Source organism: Ornithinimicrobium ciconiae (genome assembly GCF_007197575.1).
Lineage (GTDB): Bacteria > Actinomycetota > Actinomycetes > Actinomycetales > Dermatophilaceae > Ornithinicoccus > Ornithinicoccus ciconiae.
The window spans coordinates 3,360,667-3,378,744 of record NZ_CP041616.1; the positions used below are offsets into that span (position 1 = coordinate 3,360,667).

The 18,078-nt window shown below is 68.0% G+C and carries 19 protein-coding genes; 12 read left to right on the forward strand and 7 right to left on the reverse strand.

Going from position 1 to position 18,078, the window contains the following annotated elements; all coding sequences use genetic code 11:
- Positions 1-88: 88 nt before the first annotated feature.
- Positions 89-421 (forward strand): hypothetical protein, encoded by a 333-nt coding sequence (locus FNH13_RS15540; protein WP_143784272.1) that lies wholly within the window; start codon positions 89-91, stop codon positions 419-421.
- The gene (locus tag FNH13_RS15545; protein ID WP_143784273.1) at positions 399-755 is read left to right on the forward strand and encodes a hypothetical protein; all 357 of its coding nucleotides are present in this window, start codon (positions 399-401) and stop codon (positions 753-755) included. The genes FNH13_RS15540 and FNH13_RS15545 overlap by 23 nt, the downstream gene beginning before the upstream one ends.
- A gap of 23 nt (positions 756-778) precedes the next feature.
- Here the strand turns inward: FNH13_RS15545 and FNH13_RS15550 are convergent, their stop codons facing one another.
- Together FNH13_RS15550 and FNH13_RS15555 are read right to left on the reverse strand one after the other, a co-directional pair.
- Positions 779-1,843 (reverse strand): hypothetical protein, encoded by a 1,065-nt coding sequence (locus FNH13_RS15550; RefSeq protein WP_143784275.1) that lies wholly within the window; start codon positions 1,841-1,843, stop codon positions 779-781.
- The gene (locus FNH13_RS15555; RefSeq protein WP_143784276.1) at positions 1,840-2,556 is read right to left on the reverse strand and encodes a MerR family transcriptional regulator; all 717 of its coding nucleotides are present in this window, start codon (positions 2,554-2,556) and stop codon (positions 1,840-1,842) included. Before FNH13_RS15555 ends, FNH13_RS15550 begins: the two co-directional genes overlap by 4 nt.
- Before the next feature lie 114 nt (positions 2,557-2,670).
- Between FNH13_RS15555 and FNH13_RS15560 the strand changes: the two genes are divergently transcribed.
- A complete protein-coding gene (locus tag FNH13_RS15560) occupies positions 2,671-2,952 on the forward strand; it encodes a FitA-like ribbon-helix-helix domain-containing protein (RefSeq protein ID WP_143784277.1) in 282 nt (93 codons plus the stop codon).
- Positions 2,949-3,341 (forward strand): type II toxin-antitoxin system VapC family toxin, encoded by a 393-nt coding sequence (locus FNH13_RS15565; protein WP_165700149.1) that lies wholly within the window; start codon positions 2,949-2,951, stop codon positions 3,339-3,341. Before FNH13_RS15560 ends, FNH13_RS15565 begins: the two co-directional genes overlap by 4 nt.
- A 75-nt stretch (positions 3,342-3,416) precedes the next feature.
- Here the strand turns inward: FNH13_RS15565 and FNH13_RS15570 are convergent, their stop codons facing one another.
- A complete protein-coding gene (locus FNH13_RS15570; RefSeq protein ID WP_143784280.1) occupies positions 3,417-4,727 on the reverse strand; it encodes an ABC1 kinase family protein in 1,311 nt (436 codons plus the stop codon).
- Between the two features lie 237 nt (positions 4,728-4,964).
- Between FNH13_RS15570 and FNH13_RS15575 the strand changes: the two genes are divergently transcribed.
- Positions 4,965-6,005 (forward strand): hypothetical protein, encoded by a 1,041-nt coding sequence (locus FNH13_RS15575; RefSeq protein WP_143784281.1) that lies wholly within the window; start codon positions 4,965-4,967, stop codon positions 6,003-6,005.
- A gap of 250 nt (positions 6,006-6,255) precedes the next feature.
- On the forward strand, positions 6,256-7,461 hold the full coding sequence (locus tag FNH13_RS15580; RefSeq protein WP_143784282.1) for a metal-dependent hydrolase family protein: 1,206 nt from the start codon (positions 6,256-6,258) through the stop codon (positions 7,459-7,461).
- Between the two features lie 120 nt (positions 7,462-7,581).
- Here the strand turns inward: FNH13_RS15580 and FNH13_RS15585 are convergent, their stop codons facing one another.
- Both FNH13_RS15585 and FNH13_RS15590 read right to left on the reverse strand, forming a co-directional pair.
- A complete protein-coding gene (locus FNH13_RS15585) occupies positions 7,582-8,010 on the reverse strand; it encodes a type II toxin-antitoxin system VapC family toxin (RefSeq protein ID WP_143784283.1) in 429 nt (142 codons plus the stop codon).
- Positions 8,007-8,246: an AbrB/MazE/SpoVT family DNA-binding domain-containing protein gene (locus FNH13_RS15590; protein ID WP_143784284.1), complete on the reverse strand. Its 240-nt coding sequence runs from the start codon at positions 8,244-8,246 to the stop codon at positions 8,007-8,009. Before FNH13_RS15590 ends, FNH13_RS15585 begins: the two co-directional genes overlap by 4 nt.
- Positions 8,247-8,696: 450 nt before the next feature.
- Here FNH13_RS15590 and FNH13_RS15595 point away from each other — a divergent pair, with 450 nt between their 5' ends.
- The 4 genes from FNH13_RS15595 to FNH13_RS15610 all read left to right on the forward strand — a co-directional run bounded on the left by FNH13_RS15595 (position 8,697) and on the right by FNH13_RS15610 (position 14,184).
- Complete coding sequence (locus tag FNH13_RS15595) at positions 8,697-9,779, forward strand: GNAT family N-acetyltransferase (RefSeq protein ID WP_143784285.1); 1,083 nt, start codon at positions 8,697-8,699, stop codon at positions 9,777-9,779.
- 138 nt (positions 9,780-9,917) lie between these two features.
- A complete protein-coding gene (locus tag FNH13_RS15600; protein ID WP_202878806.1) occupies positions 9,918-10,994 on the forward strand; it encodes a Fic family protein in 1,077 nt (358 codons plus the stop codon).
- 17 nt (positions 10,995-11,011) lie between these two features.
- The gene (locus FNH13_RS19350; protein ID WP_202878807.1) at positions 11,012-11,560 is read left to right on the forward strand and encodes a hypothetical protein; all 549 of its coding nucleotides are present in this window, start codon (positions 11,012-11,014) and stop codon (positions 11,558-11,560) included.
- A 161-nt stretch (positions 11,561-11,721) separates the two neighbouring features.
- Entirely contained in the window at positions 11,722-14,184 is a 2,463-nt protein-coding gene (locus FNH13_RS15610) for a DUF6351 family protein (protein WP_143784286.1), read from the forward strand.
- Between the two features lie 99 nt (positions 14,185-14,283).
- On the opposite strand, the gene FNH13_RS15615 is transcribed toward FNH13_RS15610, so the two are convergent.
- Positions 14,284-14,688 carry a PaaI family thioesterase gene (locus FNH13_RS15615; protein WP_143784288.1) on the reverse strand — a complete coding sequence of 135 codons (405 nt, stop codon included), beginning with the start codon at positions 14,686-14,688 and terminating at the stop codon, positions 14,284-14,286.
- A 136-nt stretch (positions 14,689-14,824) separates the two neighbouring features.
- On the opposite strand from FNH13_RS15615, the gene FNH13_RS15620 reads away from it, so the two are divergent.
- Entirely contained in the window at positions 14,825-15,190 is a 366-nt protein-coding gene (locus FNH13_RS15620; RefSeq protein ID WP_143784289.1) for a VOC family protein, read from the forward strand.
- Positions 15,191-15,251: 61 nt separating this feature from the next.
- Here the strand turns inward: FNH13_RS15620 and FNH13_RS15625 are convergent, their stop codons facing one another.
- Positions 15,252-15,779 carry a DNA-binding protein gene (locus FNH13_RS15625; RefSeq protein WP_143784290.1) on the reverse strand — a complete coding sequence of 176 codons (528 nt, stop codon included), beginning with the start codon at positions 15,777-15,779 and terminating at the stop codon, positions 15,252-15,254.
- 206 nt (positions 15,780-15,985) lie between these two features.
- Here FNH13_RS15625 and FNH13_RS15630 point away from each other — a divergent pair, with 206 nt between their 5' ends.
- Entirely contained in the window at positions 15,986-18,016 is a 2,031-nt protein-coding gene (locus FNH13_RS15630) for a vWA domain-containing protein (RefSeq protein ID WP_143784292.1), read from the forward strand.
- Positions 18,017-18,078 lie beyond the last annotated feature (62 nt).

The window sequence follows — 18,078 nt, forward strand, 5'->3', positions numbered from 1 at the left end:
CCGTCAAGGCGAGAGCGGCGCCTGACCCTTTTTCGATGCTGGTGATGATGCACTGGTCGGGCTCGATGCGGATGAGGTCCTTGCGGCGATGTCCCGGGCCGCAGGGATCGAGCCGGTCGACTGGCCCGAGGCACTAGAGCCGCTGCGCGCGCTGGCGTCGCCGGCGGTGGCGACCGAGCTGTCTCGGCTGTGCGTGCGAGCGCAGTCCGAGCAGGAGGCCGACCTCACCGCAGAGGACATCGCGCTGATCGCGCGGCCGTTCCGCTACATGGTGGACCTGGCCGGCGACGACGCGCTGACCAGCGCCGGGTGGATGAAGCCGACCTACGTCCAGCAGATCTACACCGACCTGGGCTTCGACGAAGACTGGTATGGCAAGGGCAACCGGGAGGACCAAGTTGGCGCAGTCACTGAACTCTGACCAGGACTACCTGGCGGCGATCGCCGCGCGCCTGCTGCAGGACAAGCATCCCTATCAGCGGGCCACTGTGGCTCTCTTTGCCCTCTTCACGGCCGCGACCGGACAGGCGGTCTCCGACCACGTCGAGCCGACCGCCGCCCTGCTCACGGCCTGCGGGCTGGGGACCGGCCCCTCCGGAGTGGAGAGCTGGCACGTGATAGAGAACGTCAGGCCCGTGTGGATGGCGTTGCGTGCCACGACAGAGCGCACGTCTCGCGGCCAGGACGCGGTGGCACATCCCGGGGACCACCGGGCGGTCGCCCTGGCGCGGGCTGCGCTTTGGCCGGAGGGCTGATCGGCCTGAACCCAGCTTCCGACTCAGGTCGGCTCGTCGACGAAGCGGATCAGGAACCGGTGCACGGCCTCACGGTCGGCAGCCTGCCGCCGGTAGCGGTGATCTGCGGTTAGTTTGTTGACGAAGGGCCTGAGCCGCCGGCGGTCGTGCGGGGTGACGCGGGAAAGCGTGGCCCGAGGATCCTGGAGCGCGATCTCGGTCAGGGCCACGATGTCCTGAGCGTGCCGCTCGACGTCTCGGCTGTCAATGACATAGGCAGCTGCCTTGAGCACGATTGCGCCCAGCAGGTCCGGACGTCGGATGTGCCCGTCAACCCCAGCGATGGTGACGGGCACGCGCTCGGCTCTGCTGAGCGCCTGGTTCATACCCTCAACGCTTACGCCGGGTCGTCCTGAGATTGTTGTCGGATGGGAGTCCTGCCGATCAATTCCCTCGGGGAGCAGCACATCAATCAGGGTCTTCTCCTCCCGCCGGAAGCGATAGCCATAACCGTCACTGGTCTTGTCCTCCGTGAAGCCGCGATCGTGAAGGAACCGACTCGTGCGTCGCAGCGCATCGCGACGGACCCAGACATTCAGCGCGATGTCCCCGTCATCAGTCGTCCGGGGCGGCACGATCCCGTTCTCGAGGCAGTGAAGCATCGTCATCTGCCCGCCGACGAGCACCCACGGCAGGTCAGTCTGCTCCAGGTCGAGCAGTATCCGCCACATCGCCGTCTGGTGGGCCGGCAAAGGTGGGAACGCCACCTGGTCTCGGTCCAGGGTCGGCACCACTTCTGTCACGTGCCGCAAAGCAAAACTCAAAGCATGTAGGTCCCTGTGGGTCAGGTCCTCGATTTCGCCAATGGACAGGGCAAGCACATCACGGTGGGTGATCGCCTCTTCGGCAGTGACCCTTGGCGCCAGACCAAGTCGAGTGCTGATCTGGTCTATGAACCGGTCGACTGCCGTTGAACCTGCTCTCGCCACTTTCGGCACCTCCGCTTGGGCCGACTCGAAGACGCTTGCCACCACCGATGGCTGCTGTCCAGTGATCGCCGCGATGGCAGCCAGGAAAACCTGGACCGCCCGGTTTGGATCATCGGTCATGACTCGGCTGCCCTGAACTCGGTGAGCACGGCCTCCAATAGGCTGCGCCCGAGGCTGCGCGTCCGGGCATCCGTGTCAGCTGCCAGATCGACAGCGACCATCACGCGCGGGGCAACGACTTGGGCGTCCACGCACCGGCCTGTGCGCAGGTGCAGGTCGTGGTCAACAACTCGCAGGGTCAAGTTGCCAGTCCTGCTCTCGATCAGGAAGAAGTCCCGGGTGAGACGCTCCTCGAAGTCCTTGGTGACGTAGGCATCGGCACTGGCTCCACCACCGAGTCCCAGCCCGTAGGCAGAGGCAGCGCTGACCCCGGTCCGGACCACACCTTGCTCTGCCAGGAGCGCCTCGATGTCACTCACTCCGATGCGGCACCGAGTGACGCGGGTCGAACGGGACCTCAGCCATTTCTGCACTACTTCAACCTTGGTCACGCCCTTGACACGCTTACGCAGACGGGAGCGCTCCGCGGCGGACAGCCACTGAGCACCTCCCCCATCCACAAGATCTCCAACGGCCCACGCGACGCGGGGGGCCATGCCACGGCCCCTTGCCTGCGCCGAAGTCAGCGCTGCCTGCTGCTCCACACTGTCGATGTCGATCAGCCACTGTGTCCCCACCCGTCGAGCGCGCAGCGTGTCAGCTGCGATGAGCGCGCGAACTCTCGCCGGCGTCACGGCCAGCAGCTCGCCCGCCTCCCGTGTGGTGATTTCCATAGACACAACTATAGCGCCTACGTCATAGTTGTGTTAACAGTCAAACAGAGCTTCCCAAGCGCACGCAGTCGTCCACGCGGCTGACACATGATCACTTCATGTTAGATTCATGACATGAGCATGCTCCAGATTCGCAACCTCCCGGACGAGCTTCACTCCGCGCTCGCCGAGCGTGCACGGGAGCAGAGCGTGAGCATGTCCGAATACGTCGTGCGTCTGCTACGCCGCGATCTCGCCCGGCCCACGATCGATGAGTGGGTCGCCGAGCAGCGGGCTGACCGCACGCCCAGTCGTCACATCGACGTCGTGCAGACCCTTGACGAGGTCCGCATGGACTATGACCCGGACGAGCGCACCCAGTCGGAGGCGCCCGAGAACCGATCGACGCGTCCGTGAGGCTAGTCCTCGACGCCAGCGCCGCCGTCAACGCCGTCCTCCCCGGACCCCTGCGCGAGCTGGCCCTCGGTCGGCTGGAAGGCGCAGAACTCCTCGCTCCGGACCTCATCGACACCGAGGTGCTCTCCGCGCTGGCACGGCTCTCTCGTGCCGACGTGATCACGGCCGACGAGGCGGACCGCGCGCTCGCCTCGTGGCAACGGCTCCCCTGCACACGCGTCTCCGTCGAGCCCTTGCTGGACGACATCTGGGACCTGCGCCAGTCGCTGCGGGTCACCGACGCGCACTACGTGGTGCTGTGCCGTGTCTTCCAGGCAACCCTGCTGACCGCCGACCAGCGACTGGTCCGGGCAGCACCTCCCGGAGTCTCCATCCTGACGATTTCGTAGGTTCTTTCCCTGGGGGTGTCTGAGTCACCGGGTGACTGAGACACCCCTCTCTCGTCAGCGGGCGATCGGCGGAGGTCAGCGCAGGGCGTCAGGCATCGCCGACCGGACGATCTCGCGCATCGGCACCGTCGCCTCCAGCTGCGAGAGCACGGCCAGCCCACCGAGCCAGACCCGCTGCACCAGCACATACTGCGGCGGCAGGTTGAGCGTCAGGCTCACCCGGAAACCCTCGGCGCGGGGGTCCTGCAGGTCGGCGAAGGTCTCGCGCATCCACTCGCGGCTGAAGGTGAACTCCTCCGCCTGCAACGGTCCCAGGAACCGGTTCACGAACCCGCGGACCGCCTCGGCGTCCACCGCCACGGACCGTCGCACGAAGCCCTCGTCACGCAGCACCTCGACGAGCTCCTCGGCGTCACCGTGGGCTGCAGCGCCGAGCACCCGGCTCAGCCCGTCAGGCAGACCCTCAGGGAGCCGGTTGACCGCTCCATAGTCGAGCACCCCGAGGCGCCCGTCCGGCAGCAGCAGGAAGTTGCCCGGGTGCGGGTCGGCGTGCAGGAGGCCCGCACGTTGCGGGGCCTCCAGCAACAGCCGCAGGTATGCCGTGCCCGCACGGTCGCGGTCGGCCTGCGGTGCGCGGTCGATCAGGCTGGACAGGGGCACGCCGTCCAGCCACTCGGTGACCAGGACCCGCTGGGTCACGTCGACCACTCCTGGGACGGCATAGGTCGGGTCGCCGGCATAGAACTGACCAAACTGCTGCTGTGCGTCGCCCTCCAGCCGGTAGTCGACCTCCTCGTGGAGCCGGCGACGCAGCTCGTCCAGGATCGGCTCCATCTCCAGACCGGGCAGGAAACTGCCACTGACCCGGGCGACCCTGCTGAGCGCGGTGACGTCGGCCATCAGCGCCTGCTCGGCCCCCGGATACTGCACCTTGACCGCCACCGGGCGACCATCGCGCCATACGGCCCGGTGCACCTGGCCGATGGAGGCGGACGCGGCCGCGGTCTCCTCGAAGGAGTTGAAGAGGGAGCGCCAGTCCTCCCCCAGCTCCTCCTCCAGGACCCGGCCCACCGCCTCGAAGGACATTGCCGGCGCTGCGGACTGCAACCGGGTCAGGCTCTCCCGATAGGCCTCCATCTGCTCATCGGGCAGGGTCGACTCCATGAGGGAGAGGAACTGGCCCACCTTCATCGCCCCGCCCTTGAGGCCACCGAGCACCTCAAAAAGCTGGCGTGCGGACTCCGCCTGGCGCTGCGCGAGGACGTCCTCGGCTGACTGACCGGACAGCCGCCGGCCCACCCCGCGGACGGCACGGGCAGCGGCACCGAGCGGCAGGGTGGAGAGCTTGGCGGCGCGCGCCAGACCGGCCTGGGGCGGCTCAGTCATGGTGCTGTCCTCTCCGTTGACGCAGGTCCCCATCATGCATGGCCTGTGTCGTCCGAACAGCGTCCGCGGTTTCGCCGACGTGTCGCTGGCGGAGTCCTGGGAGGAGCACGGAGCCCCCCGCGCGCGGCAGGCGAGCCGGGCAGCGAAGACTGCCCGATCGGCTGCACCACTCGCCCGTGATGGATGCAGCAGATTCAGTATGTTCGACACCAGGGGGGATCGTCGGATGGAGGCAGCATGCGTCGGCACAACCCGAGCCTCGAGGATCAGCAAAATCTGCGCCATCGTCCGCCGCTGACGGACGAGCCCGTCACGCCCCACCCCAGGGTCGCCCCGACCTCTGGCCTGACCCCCGGTGCCCTGATGGCCCTCCAACGGACGGCTGGCAACGCCGCCGCGGTCGGGGTGCTAGCGCGCCAGCAAGCGGTAGTACAACGATCCAAGGTCAAGAGTGGCAAGGATCCGCTGAAGGACCTCGATCGAGCTGATGCGCGCGGCCTCCTCTACGGGACATCCACCGCTCGCAAGGAAACGTCGAAGCGCCTTGCTGTCCAGGACCAAGGGAGGAATCACGCTCGCCGCACCATCGACGCATACAACGCGGACGCTGGGATCAACCAGGCAATGAACCCTGCGGCGACCGGCATCTTTCACGTCCGCGAAGCCCTGGAGGTTGACGACATAGCTGACTGGTCGTCCAAGTTCACCCAAGCGGATCCCGGGCTGCAGCATGATGACGACCTCAAGGCCTGGATTGCCTACCTGAAAGGAAGGAAGGACTGGATCGGCCTGTACGACCTGGGTGGCGAAGGCCCGGACGCGATGGACCGGATGAGAGGCACCCGTTTCGGGAAGAACCTGAAGGACGCCGAGCACGCCAAATCGACCCCCCTGACTCCGTCGAGGATTAGTGGGTGGCTGCGTGGGAAAAGGAAGGCCGCCACTGCCGACGCCGACCTCAAGACGATGTTCACCACGGAGCAAATCCCGGACCTCAACAAGTGGATTTACTCAGCGTTCTTCCGGAGGACGAGCAAGCTCGGCATCGACTTCACGGCGTCACGAGGGCATACCATCCACTTCAACGTCTCAGGGGCTCCGAAGTGGGATCCCTCCAAGCCCTTGAGCGAAATGAAGATGAAGAAGGGCGGACTCAAAAACATCTACTCCGACTATGGCCGGTTGATCACGTCAAGCGAGTATCGCCACATCAAGAAGAGGATCAAATCAGGGGACATCTCAAAGAAGAGCGTGAACTTCTATGACGAGTTCGCGTGATTCACGAGGTGACTCAAGGGCCTGTCGGACCGGGCCGAGAACCGCCAGGGGCAGGGACGCACCTAGCGCCGCTGCATCTCGTAGGCCGCCGTGATCGCCTCGCGGACGGCATCGTCGTTGCCTTGGTCGAGCACGGCCTGCATCTTCATGTGCCGCTCCAGCTGCGGCGGCACACCGCACTGTCCCTCACCTCGGCACCCGGGGCGATCGCACGGCATACGGCGAGGACGCGCACGTCTATCGTGGGGACGTGACCCTCCTCTTCACTGACGTGGCAGTCTTCGACGGCGAGTCCGACTCCTTGCAGGACGGCCCGGTCCTGGTCCGCGACGGACGGATTGTCGCGGTCGGCCCCGGCGCCGAGGACCAGGCCAGTGGCCCGGTCGAGACGATCGAGGGCCGTGGTCGCACGCTGCTGCCCGGGCTGATCGACGCCCACTTCCACGCCTATGCCGTGTCTCTCGACATGACCATCAACGAGGGCCGACCGCTGAGTTATGTCGCGCACGTCGCCGCTCGCCGGCTGGGCCGGGCACTGGGCCGCGGGTTCACGACGGTCCGCGACGTCGCCGGCGGGGACGCCGGGCTGGCGGCGGCCATCCACGAGGGACTGTTCGCCTCGCCGCGTTACCTCTACACCGGTGCGGCGCTGAGCCAGACCGGTGGTCACGGCGACCCACGCTCCCCCGACCTGGACGTCTGCCTGTGCGATGGGCACTCGGTCGAGGTCGTCGACGGGGTTGACGACCTGCGCCGGGCCGTGCGCGAGCGCTTCCGCACCGGCGCCCACGCGATCAAGGTGATGACCTCCGGCGGGGTCATCTCACTGGCCGACCCGCTACGCATCCCGCAGTACTCCGCCGAGGAACTCGCGGTCGTCTCGGAGGAGGCCGCCCGCCGCGGCAGCTATGTCGCGGCCCACGCCTACTCCCCCGAGGCCATCGTGCACTCGGTGCACAACGGCATCCGCAGCATCGAGCACGGCAACCTCCTTGACGAGGAGACCGCGACCCTGATGGCGCAGCACGACGCCTTCCTGGTGCCCACCCTGGCCACCTACGCCGCGATGGACCGGCACGGCGAAGACCTCGGTATGCCGGAAGTCTCCCGGGCCAAGAACGCCGAGGTCCTCGACGCGGGCCAGCGCGCCGTGCAGATCGCCCTCAACGCGGGCGTGCGCGTCGGCTTCGGCACCGACCTCATGGGCGCCCTGGAGACCGAGCAGCTCACCGGGTTGCGGCTGCAGGCCGACGCCGTCGGCACGTTCGAGACGCTGCGCTCGGCCACGTCGGTCAACGCCGACCTCATCGGCCGCGCTGACCTGGGGCGCATCACCACGGGCGCAGTCGCCGACCTTGTGCTCGTCGACGGCGACCCGCTCACCGACATCGAGGTCCTCGCCTCCCCGGAGGCACCGCGCGAGGTGTGGCAGGCAGGAAACCCGTTGCGCCGCTGAGCGACCCGCTCCACGATGATCAGGTGCGCGACAGGGATTGACGTGCAGCACGTCGTTGCTGTCCAGTCGTCAAGGGTGCGAGCGGCGGCCCGACTGACTCGTACGCCTTGGCGAGGGCGCTCACCGCGTGTCGACGAGCACCTGCACCTGCGCACCCACCGCTTCGTAGGTGGGCCTGGCCCGGGCGTCTCGGGTGACGAGAACCGCGTCGTGTGCCCGGGCGGTCAGGGCGACCAGTCCGTCGTAGGTCGCTCCGCCCGACACCCCGCAACGCGCCAACTCTCGATGAGCATCTCCCGCCACTTCGGAGTCGAGCACCAGTCGGTACTGGAAGTTGTCATCAATCAGCCGCACCGCGTCGGCGGGACTCACCCGAGAGTCGCCGGGCAGCCGGGTCAGGACCGCATAGGTCTCGGCAAGAGCATGACCGCTGAGACCGAGCACTCGCCCGACCGCCCAGGAGGAGACCATGGCGTGCGCCTCGTGCGACGACACAAGCAACGGCACGGCCGCGCTCGTGTCGAGCACCACCTGCGGCTCGCTGCTCACCGCCGGCCCGAGTCGATCAACCCGAACATCACGTCGTCGGTGACGACAGTCTCAGACGTTGCCACCAAGCGACCGTCCTCGGTCCGCTCCAACCGAGCCGTGCGACCCCCCGGTGTGATCTGGACTCCACTGCCGTAACGCGACACATCCACCGTCGAACCGGGGCCGAGGCCCAATGCGTCCCGCAGGCTCTTCGGCAGCAGGAGCCGTCCGCCCGAGTCAATCGTCGCCTTCATGGGAATACGCTACCATGCGAATCCCATCGGCAACGAGAGCGCTGTGGCATGGAACCAAGGCAGAGCAGGTGCTGATGGACGCGAGCCTGGCGCACCCGGCCTACATCCCGAGCTGTATGCCGATCACGTCACCAGGCGTGATCGGGTGTCCAGAGCGTGGGCAAAACTACCCATTGAGGCGCCCGCGAACGGGGAGGAGCATGAAGTGAGTGAGGTGCGGCTGAGACTGCTGCACTCCTGACTCACTCAAGGGAGCGGACATGCCCTGCTGCAGGTCAGCCTGCCGCGGGTCGCCGAGGCACTGACCCTGGTCGGCGCGATCGGCATCACCTGGGAGGGCACCGGCGAGGACCGTCACGTCCGCCACCCGCGGATCAACTGGTCGCGACTGGGGCAGGTCACCTGCCGGAAACCCGTTGCCCCGCTGAGCGACCGCTCCACGATGATCAGGTGAGCGACACGGCATACCCCCTGCACACCGACCGGCTGACCCTGCGCATGCTGCGGGAGGACGACATCGATGCCCTCACTGCCTATCGCAACGACCCGCAGGTCTCCGCGCTCCAGGACTGGGACCTGCCCTATCCACGGGAGCGCGCCGAACGGCTGGTGGCGGCGCACGCCGACCGCGACGACGTGCAGCCGGGCACGGGGACCCAGCTGGCGATCGAGCTGGACGGGGCGCTGATCGGCGACCTCTATGTCGGGCTGGACGAGCACTGCGGCATCGCCGAGATCGGGTTCTCCCTGGCGGCGGGACACCAGGGCAACGGGTATGCCGGCGAGGCGGCGTCGGCGGTCGTCGACGACCTGGTCGACCGGCTGGGGGTGCATCGGATCGTCGGTGAGCTGTCCCCGGACAATCACGCTTCTGCCCGGCTGCTGGAGCGGCTCGGGATGAGTTTTGAGTCCTTCGCGGAGAAGTCGTTCTGGTGGCGGGGCGCCTGGGACGACAACCTGCACTACTCGATGACCGCCGAGCAGCGGCGCGACTGGCGGGACCGGCCGCTCACGCCACCGGAGGAGGTGCGGCTGGTCGAGCTGAGCCACGACAACGTCTCGAGCTATCGCCGGCTGCGCACGCACCGCTCGCAGGAGACCTTCGTCGCACCGATGGACATGTCCTTCGTCGACGCGCTCTTCCCGGAGCCCGAGGACGGACACCCGGTCGTGGCAGTGCTGCGCGGCATCGAGGGGGACGGCGAGCCGGTCGGCTTCCTGATGTGGGCCGACGCCATCAACGAGGGCACCCCGGACCCCTATCTGTGGCGGTATCTCATCGACCGCCGTCACCAGGGTCGCGGCATCGGCGCCCGCGCGCTGGCGATGTGGACTGACCAGCTGCGGGCTGCGGGGCACACGGCGGTGGAGACCAGCTGGGTGCAGGAAAAGGGCGGTCCCGAGCCGTTCTATCTCAAGGCCGGTTTTCGTGCTGACGGGCGAGATGGACGACGGCGAGGCGGTCGCGCGCCTCAGTCTCTGATGATGATACGTGCAGGTCATCCTGCATGTGTTATCACTTATAGCAATTAGCGATTACATCAGTGCGTGGTGGAACAGGCGTGGCCGGCGGTCACTCACGAGACGCGTCCGTGGACAGCGGTCCACAACGCAGTCGGTCACACACGACGTGAGCGACTGGCCGCCTCGAAGTCTTCCTACGAGTCGGCCGTGGTCCCCCAGATCGCCAGGATCACACCGGCCCTGCCCGCGATCATCACGGCCGAAGCCGAGGATGCCGTCGCCGAGATCGCGAGGTTCGACGAGCGGATGGGCCGGGACGTCGTTCCCCACTCGGCCGTGCTGCTGCGGGGTGAGTCAATCGCATCATCCGACATCGAGCACATCACCTCTTCGGCGCGCAATATCGCCCTGGCCGAGGCGACCCACGACGAGGGCACAAGCAACGCGAGCCTCGTTGCCGCGAATGCACGGACTCTGCGCCGAGCCATCGATGTCGCAACCGCGCCGGACGTGGCCGGGGTCTTGGCGTTGCACGAAGAGTTGATGCGCACTGATCCTCGCCACCAGGCTGGGATCTTCCGCGCCGAACAGGTGTGGATCGGCGGGCATGCCTCCACTCCCGTGGGGGCGCACTTCATCCCGCCCCACCACGAGCAGATCGCTGCCGCCATGAGCGACCTCGCGCTCTTCGCCCAACGGACCGACCTGCCGCGGATGAGTCAACTGGCCCTCACCCATGCCCAGTTCGCGACCATTCACCCGTTCACCGACGGCAACGGTCGCACTGGCCGAGCGCTGATGCATGTCATGCTCCGCCAGAGCGGGCTCGTGCAGCACGGCGTGGTTCCAGTCTCCGCTGGTTTGCTGACCGACACCCGCGGCTACCACGAGGCGCTGGACAGCTATCGCGACGGAGATCCGGAGTCGATCGTGCGGCTCTTCACGGCGAGCTCGCTGAAAGCGGTGACCAACGCCACCGCTCTGGTGACCGAGGTCCGAGACATCCGCGCATCCTGGGATGACCGCATCCGCTCACGCCGGGGTTCGACGGCCTGGCAGGTCGCCGACCTACTCTTGCGCTTCCCCCTCATCACGGCCAGAACGCTGCACGACCAGCTCGGCGCGTCACCGACCAACGCCCCGCGCATCATGGCTCCGCTGCTCGAGTCCGGAGTGGTCAGCAGCGGCACCCACTACGCATCCCGAGCCACCTACTGGTGGAGCCCTGAGATCACCGACGCAGTGGATGACTTCGCAGTGCGTGCCGGTCGCCGACGGTTGTAGCGGCCTACGCTGGTCCTGTGCCTGAGGACTTCGTCATCGCCCGTAGCCCGGAGGAGGGCACGACCCTGCCCTACCTTCTGCGGATCCCGCTGGGACCGGACGGGATCGTGCTGAAGGCCAAGGAGACCTCGCGCACCGGCACGGTCTATTGCCATCGGGCCGTCGGCTGGCCGGCCGAGCCCGAGATCGTCGAGCAGGTCCCCGTCCGTTCTTGCGTGAGTCGCGGCGCGAGCATCGACCTGGTCCTCGACCGCGGGCGGGAGAACCGCTCGCAGTTCTCGCGCGATCTGCCGCTGGAGACCACGGTGGAGCTGGTGGCACCCGCGATCAGTGGGCCGCTCACGATGCACTCGACCATCGGTGAGTGGCTGGAACAGCCCGAGGCCGGCGCCGCTCTCACCGACGCGCTCGGCGACTTCGGCACGCTGTTCGGGCCGGACAGCGAGGACCCGGCCATGGCGGCCTTCATGACCTCGATGCCAGTCATCAAGGTGCCCATGATGGGGATGAGCGACGAATTGTCCCTCGAGGACCTCGAGGCACTGGTCGACCGCTACGGCGCCTGACCACCCCGGCCGGGCCGCCATCGGTGGCGGCCCGGCCGGCGCACCCTTGAACGACGGGTCCACCGACGGGCTAGCACGCCCCTTGACCAGGGTCTTTACGGAGCGTGCGTCCAGCGGTATGGTCCAATCACTCGGGACCTGCTGGCACAAGGAAGTGCACCATGGCAACTGGACTCCGCTCCCGTCTTGTCTCTCTCCTCGGGGCCACCTCCCTGGGGTTCACCATGCTGGCCGGAGCCCCGGTCGCAGTCGGTGACGTGCCGCAGCTGGCGGCCGATCCGCCGGTGCAGTACCCCTTTGCGTGCACGGCCCAGGACCACGGGCTGGACCTTGTCGTGGACAACCAGGACGGCATCGGCACACCCGTGCTCGACGCGGACGGGGACGTGATCGGCTTCAGCAAGGACTGCTTCGCCGAGACCAAGACCTGGTACTACGCGGTGGACACCACCGGCCTACCGCACGTCGTGCGGGGCGACGGGGCCGACCCGGTCGCCGACATCGCAGCAGCCATGCCGGCCGGGACCACGCTGGCGACGACCACCCTGATGGACGGCACCGAGGTGCCCTACCTCGTCCGGCACGAGCGCGGAGTCCTCAACCGGTTCATCTATTCGATCTCGATGCTGGCCACCGAGGACGAGGTGACCAGCGGCGACCCGCAGGACGGCGACGACAGCCTGTGGAACGGGCGCCTGCTCTTCCAGTTCCAGGGCGGCGTCGGCATCGGGCACACCCAGGGTCGGTATGACGATCGTGGCACCCGTGCGCGGGCGGTCAAGGGCGACCCGGACCGGCTGGGGATGGGCTACGCCGTCATGTATTCGACCGGCACCATCACCGCGGACCACTACAACCTGCTCGTCGGTGGCCGCACCGCGGTCATGGTCAAGGACCACTTCGTGGCCACCCACGGGGAGCCGGACTACACCGTCGGGCTCGGCGGCTCCGGCGGCGGCATCCAGCAATACGTCTACGCCCAGAACCACCCCGACCTTCTCGACGCCCTGGTGCCTCAGGTCCCCTACCCGGACATGACGACCCAGACCATCCACGTCGGGGACTGCGCCCTGCTGGACCGGTGGATGGACCTGGAGGCCGAGGATGCGGGCTACTGGCAGGACTGGGACAACCGAAAGTTGCTGCAGGGCCTGAACTCCATCGAGGGCTACCTCGGCGACAACGCGGAGGCCCTCAACGAGGCCAAGGAGGGACTGGCGGCGCTCGGCATACAACTGCCTCAGCAGAGCGGCTCCAGCGAGTGCCTGGAAGGCTGGCTCGGGCTGCTGCCCCTGGCCATGAACCCGCTCTATGGCTCCGAGACCAACTGGGAGCTGCTCGGTGACCAGGTGGACCAGATCGAGCGGACCCACTGGGACGACGCCCGCGAGGCCTACGGCACCGATCCGGAGACCGGCTTCGCCCGCTCCACATGGGACAACGTCGGGGTGCAGTACGGCCTGAGCTCGGTCTCCTCCGGCGTGATCACCCCGGAGCAGTTCCTCGAGGTCAACGCCGAGGTGGGCGGGTGGAAGGACACCCCCGACATGGTCCAGGAGGGCGTCCCGTTCGAGTCCCTCAACACCGTCCTGGCGCGCATAGCCCAGGGCCGCGGCATACCAATCGGAGCAGTGCGGGTGGGCCTGGCCACAGGTGACATCCCCTGGACCGAGCTCTTCGACCCGTGGTCCCTGCGCAACGCCAACCTCTCCCCCGACGAGGGAGTGACTCCCGCCCCGCGCACGACCGGCGACCTGACCGCGATCTCCAACGTCTATGACTCGGGCCTGGTCTTCCGCGGCTCCCTCCCGCGGGAGATCCCGATCATCGACGCGCGGCCCTATCTCGAGCACGTGCTCGACATGCACAACTCCCACCAGTCGTTCGCGGTGCGTCAGCGGCTGCTGGACGGCCAGGGCGACCACGACGGCCAGGTCATCTGGTTCATGGGCACCGACGCCAACGGCGACGGGCCCGAGGCGGAGTTCACGCATCAGGCTCTGGACACCATCGATGAGTGGATGGCCAACCTGGCTGCCGACCCGAGCCTAACCGTGACGGAGGCGGCCCCGGCGCTGGCGGCCGACCGCTGTGTCACCAGCGACGGCGATGAGATCGCCCGCGGCGACGGGGTCTGGTCCGGCATCCTCGACGACGGGCCTGAGGGCGCCTGCACGCAGAGCTTCGAGCTGCACACCACTTCGCGGATCGAGGCCGGCGGACCGATCACCGGTGACATCTACAAGTGCAACCTGATGCCGGTCCAGACCGCCGTGGCCGAGGACCTCTATGGGGACTGGGAGCCCAGCGGTGCTCAGGTCTCGCGTCTGCAGGAGATCTTCCCCGAGGGCGTCTGCGACTACGGGCTGCCGAGCCAGGGCGACCCGACCGCGTCGGTGTCTGCTGCGCCGACGCTGGACAAGATCACCGGCAAGGCCATGCACGTCCTGGCCACTCCCGGGGCCACGGTCCAGCTCCGGCTGGGCGGTGAGGTCGTCATCGAGCGCAAGGCGAACCCGAAGGGCAAGGTCACGATCCCGGGTGTCGTCTCCGGCACCTACACGCTGCGCCAGCTCGTCGACGGGCAACCGGGACTGCTCAGCACCCCGATCCGGGTCCGTTAGGGCTCACGCACGTCACGTCCACACTCAGCCAGCGGTCCGGTCCGGTCCGCCGGTCCGCCGATCTGGTCGCCGGTCCGGTCCGCTGGTCCGCAGAAGGGTCTAGTCCGCCCACTCCAGATAGAGCTGCGTCTGGGTCGTGGCAGAGACCTCCTTGCCGTCACCGCGCGTGGTCATCACCTGGACCACGACGGAGGTGCGGCCCACGTGCAGAGGGTGCCCCTCGGCGATCACGGTGTCGCCGATCCGCGCGGCGCGGAAGAAGTTGGTCTTGGCCTCGAGCGTGACGTTGGTCGTGCCGGGAGGGCAGTTCGCAAATGCGATGGTCCCGGCACAATGGTCGACCAGCGACATCAGGGCCCCGCCGTGCAACACCCCGTTGCGGTTGGCGAACTGCGGGGAGATCGTCATGCGATAGACCGCGCGGGACGGCCCCGCGACGACCTCCTCGATCCCGAGCAGCTGGGAGAAGGCAGTCGGCGGGTGCACGTCACTGACAGGGGCCATGAGCGCTGACACTAGTCCGTGCCGTGCCGTGCCGTGCCGTGCCGTGCCGTGCCGTGCCGCTGCGACTGTCGGACGTCGGTGACACACTCGAAACACGGCGGCCGATCACCGGACGCACCGACGCGAGGAGGCAGTCATGCCCCACGGCGACATCACCCACATCGACATCCCGGTCAGCGACAGCAAGCGGGCGACGAGCTTCTATCAGACCCTCTTCGGCTGGCAGATCGCGGAGATCCCCGGCTTTGAGGGCTACCCGATGTGGCAGGCACCCAACAAGATCAGCGGCGGCGGTCTCGCACCGCGCGGCGAGGGATTCACCCAGCCCCGCTCCTATGTCGAGGTCGACTCGATCGAGGACACGCTGGCCCTGGTCACCGAGCAGGGCGGCACGGTCACCATGGACAAGAGCCCGATCAGCGAGACCAGCTGGTGGGCTGCCTTCGAGGACCCCGACGGCAACCACATCGGCCTCTATGAGGGCACCACCGACGCCGGCTGACCTCCGGTTGTTCTGCAGGTCGGGCACTCGGCTATAACCCTCAGGGCAGGCCGACAGACCCTCAGAACAGGTCGCGGTGCCGCGCGTAGTGTTCCCGCGCCGGACCGACCGGGCCCATGCCATAGACCCGCAGCACCTCAGCGAGGGTCGGGTGGGCTCCCTCGAGCGCGGCTGCGGCCGACTTGAGTTCCTGCCCCGATGCCACCGCTCGCAACAGGCTGCGCAGTCCGTCGACGGCCAACTCATCCCCGTTCGGTGCGACGTGCGCATCGGTGCGGGTCCACTGGCCGGTGGACGCCTGGATCTCGTTGAGCCGGTCCGGCACCTCGTCGGTGGAGACGCCACCCGTGCGCACCGCCTCGGCCAGTTCCCGCAGCGCCTGCAGCCGGTGCAGGACGGCTGGATTGCCGATCTTGACGCGCCGGGCACCGATCAGTTGCGACAGCATGGGCGGTGAGATCCCGAGCACCTGAGCCAGTCCGGCCTGCGTCAGCGCAAAGTCCCCCATGAGGGCGCGGAAGGTCTCGGCCAGGGGTGCGCCATACGCTTCCCGCTGCGCCTGCCGGTTGAGTTCGACAGCGTCGGTCACCCACATCACCTCTCCCACAAGAGTTTGCGTCTGCGAACATCAGCCTAACGTGCCGACGGCGGAAGCCGCGGGCATCGCCAGGCAATTCGCTCGCACACCGGCGGTAAACTGCGGTGACCTTTGCTTCACACGTGAGGCTTGACTTTGCACTTGCAAACTTCTACGTTTGCTTTCGCAAAGGCTCACGACCTCAAGGGGACGACATCATGACCAGGCTCACCACCCGCCGTGCTGCGATGGCTCTCACGACGCTGATCACCACGGCCTTCCTGGCGGCACCGGCGCTCGGCGTGACACCGCTGATCACCACGGGGTTCCTGGCGGCACCGGCGCTCGGCATGACTCCGCTGATCACCACGCCGGATGCCCAGGACTCCCCGGACTCCACCGACGGCCAGCTGCTCCTGGTGCTCGACGCCTCCGGCTCGATGCGTGACAACGACGGCGCGGGCCACCCCAAGATCGATACCGCGCGGACCGCCCTGGACTCCGTGGTCGACGACCTCGATGCTGACCAGCGGGTCGGGCTGCGACTGTTCGCCTCGACCGAGAGCGAGTCCAACACCACGGCGGCCTGCAACGACTCCGAGCTCGTCGTGCCCGTCGGCGCCCACAACCGGGCTGACCTGCGGACGGCCGTCCAGGACTACGAGCCGTTCGGCGGGGAGACCCCGATCGGTTATGCACTCCAGGAGGGCGCCGCGGACCTCGGCTCGGAGGGGCAGCGCTCCATCCTGCTGGTCTCGGACGGGATCTCCACCTGCGACCCCGACCCGTGCGAGGTCGCCGAGGGCCTGACCGAGGACGGCATCGACCTAGCGATCCACGTGGTCGGTCTGGACGTCGACAGCCAGGCGCGCGAGCAGCTGCAGTGCATCGCCGCGGCCGGCAACGGCACCTACATCGATGCCACCGACACCGACACCCTCACCAGTGCACTGACCCAGGTCTCCACGCGCGCGTTCCGGCCGTTCACGATCATGGGCGAGCCGGTTGTGGGCACCACCGACCCGGAATCAGCACCGACCCTGGTCGCGGGGCAGTTCACCGATCACGCCGCGATCAACGAGGAGGTCACCACGTGGTACCGGGTCAGGCGGACCGTCCCGGGCTCGACGTTGCACATCGGCCTGACCATGCGTCCCGAGCACGGTGGCACCTCCTCCTACCAGCTCTATCTCGAGACTCCGGAAGGGCGCGGATGCGACAGCACCGTCGGCACACCCTGGGGTGCCGGCATGAGCAACACCTTCGGCACGGCGTCCGTGCGGTCGACAGGGACCAACTTCGCCACGGCGTGTGAGGAGGCGGACGAGCTGATGCTGCGGGTCAAGCTCGGCGGCGGGTCGGAGCAGCTCTACGGCACCCCGGCGGAAATCGTCGTGGCGGAGGACAACCCGATCACCAACCGCGAGGAGCTGCCCGGTCGGGCCGACCGGGCAGAGTGGGTGGAGATGCAGCCGGGCGAGCCCGCAGCCGAGGTCGTGGCTGGCTCCTCCCTCAACGACGCACCTCGGATCGAGCCGGGGCAGACCGTCTCCTCGGAGCTGACGCGCGGCGAGATCGTGTTCTTCAAGGTGCCCGTCGACTACGGGCAGCGGCTGCAGGCACTGGCGGAGTTCCCGGCACCGCAAGGCGCCCTGGCCGACTCCATCGGCTATGTGAGCGACGTCGTGGACATCGAGATCGTCGGCCCCACCCGGGGCGAGGCCGACGATGGCCTGGCCCGGATGGGTGATCTGTCCAGCCGCGAGATCCTTGACGACGAGGGTGCCTCGCAGGTGGCAGCGACGACCCACGAGGTCCGCTGGGCCAACCGGGGCAGTGGGACCGCCCTGGGTGCGTCCAGCCTGGCTGGTGACTACTACGTCGCCGTGAGTCTTACCTCCAGCAAGGAGCAGCTGCTCCCGGTGCCCTTCACCCTCACCACCGAGGCCGTCGGGCAGCCGTCCGGCTTCCCGGAGTATGCCGACCCCTCCGCTGTCGGTGACCTCACCGAGGAGACCGCCACCGCGGGAGGCGGCGATGCCGCCGAGGACGCCGCGTCCACCGACGCGCCGGAGCAGACGGCCCCGAACGACCAGGCGGAGGCCACCGGCGAGGACGTCGCGGCCGCCCCGCCGGTCGAGTCCCCGGACGACGGCGCGCCCAACGGGCTGATCATCGCCCTGGTGGTGGGCGGCCTCGGGCTGCTGGGAGCCGGCGGCGCCCTGCTGGCCAAGGTGATGCGCACCTGAGCCTCGCGGCCCCGGGGCTCCGAGCTGGTGCAGGCTGCGCCCGGGGAGCCGCCCCTCCCCGT

Excerpts from the sequence above, each read along its gene's own strand:
- FNH13_RS15540 (WP_143784272.1), top strand. The coding sequence starts at position 89 with ATGTCCCGGGCCGCAGGGATCGAGCCGGTCGACTGGCCCGAGGCACTA.
- FNH13_RS15550 (WP_143784275.1), bottom strand. The coding sequence starts at position 1,843 with ATGACCGATGATCCAAACCGGGCGGTCCAGGTTTTCCTGGCTGCCATC.
- FNH13_RS15555 (WP_143784276.1), bottom strand. The coding sequence starts at position 2,556 with ATGGAAATCACCACACGGGAGGCGGGCGAGCTGCTGGCCGTGACGCCG.
- FNH13_RS15560 (WP_143784277.1), top strand. The coding sequence starts at position 2,671 with ATGAGCATGCTCCAGATTCGCAACCTCCCGGACGAGCTTCACTCCGCG.
- FNH13_RS15570 (WP_143784280.1), bottom strand. The coding sequence starts at position 4,727 with ATGACTGAGCCGCCCCAGGCCGGTCTGGCGCGCGCCGCCAAGCTCTCC.
- FNH13_RS15575 (WP_143784281.1), top strand. The coding sequence starts at position 4,965 with ATGCGTCGGCACAACCCGAGCCTCGAGGATCAGCAAAATCTGCGCCAT.
- FNH13_RS15590 (WP_143784284.1), bottom strand. The coding sequence starts at position 8,246 with ATGAAGGCGACGATTGACTCGGGCGGACGGCTCCTGCTGCCGAAGAGC.
- FNH13_RS15610 (WP_143784286.1), top strand. The coding sequence starts at position 11,722 with ATGGCAACTGGACTCCGCTCCCGTCTTGTCTCTCTCCTCGGGGCCACC.
- FNH13_RS15615 (WP_143784288.1), bottom strand. The coding sequence starts at position 14,688 with ATGGCCCCTGTCAGTGACGTGCACCCGCCGACTGCCTTCTCCCAGCTG.
- FNH13_RS15620 (WP_143784289.1), top strand. The coding sequence starts at position 14,825 with ATGCCCCACGGCGACATCACCCACATCGACATCCCGGTCAGCGACAGC.
- FNH13_RS15630 (WP_143784292.1), top strand. The coding sequence starts at position 15,986 with ATGACCAGGCTCACCACCCGCCGTGCTGCGATGGCTCTCACGACGCTG.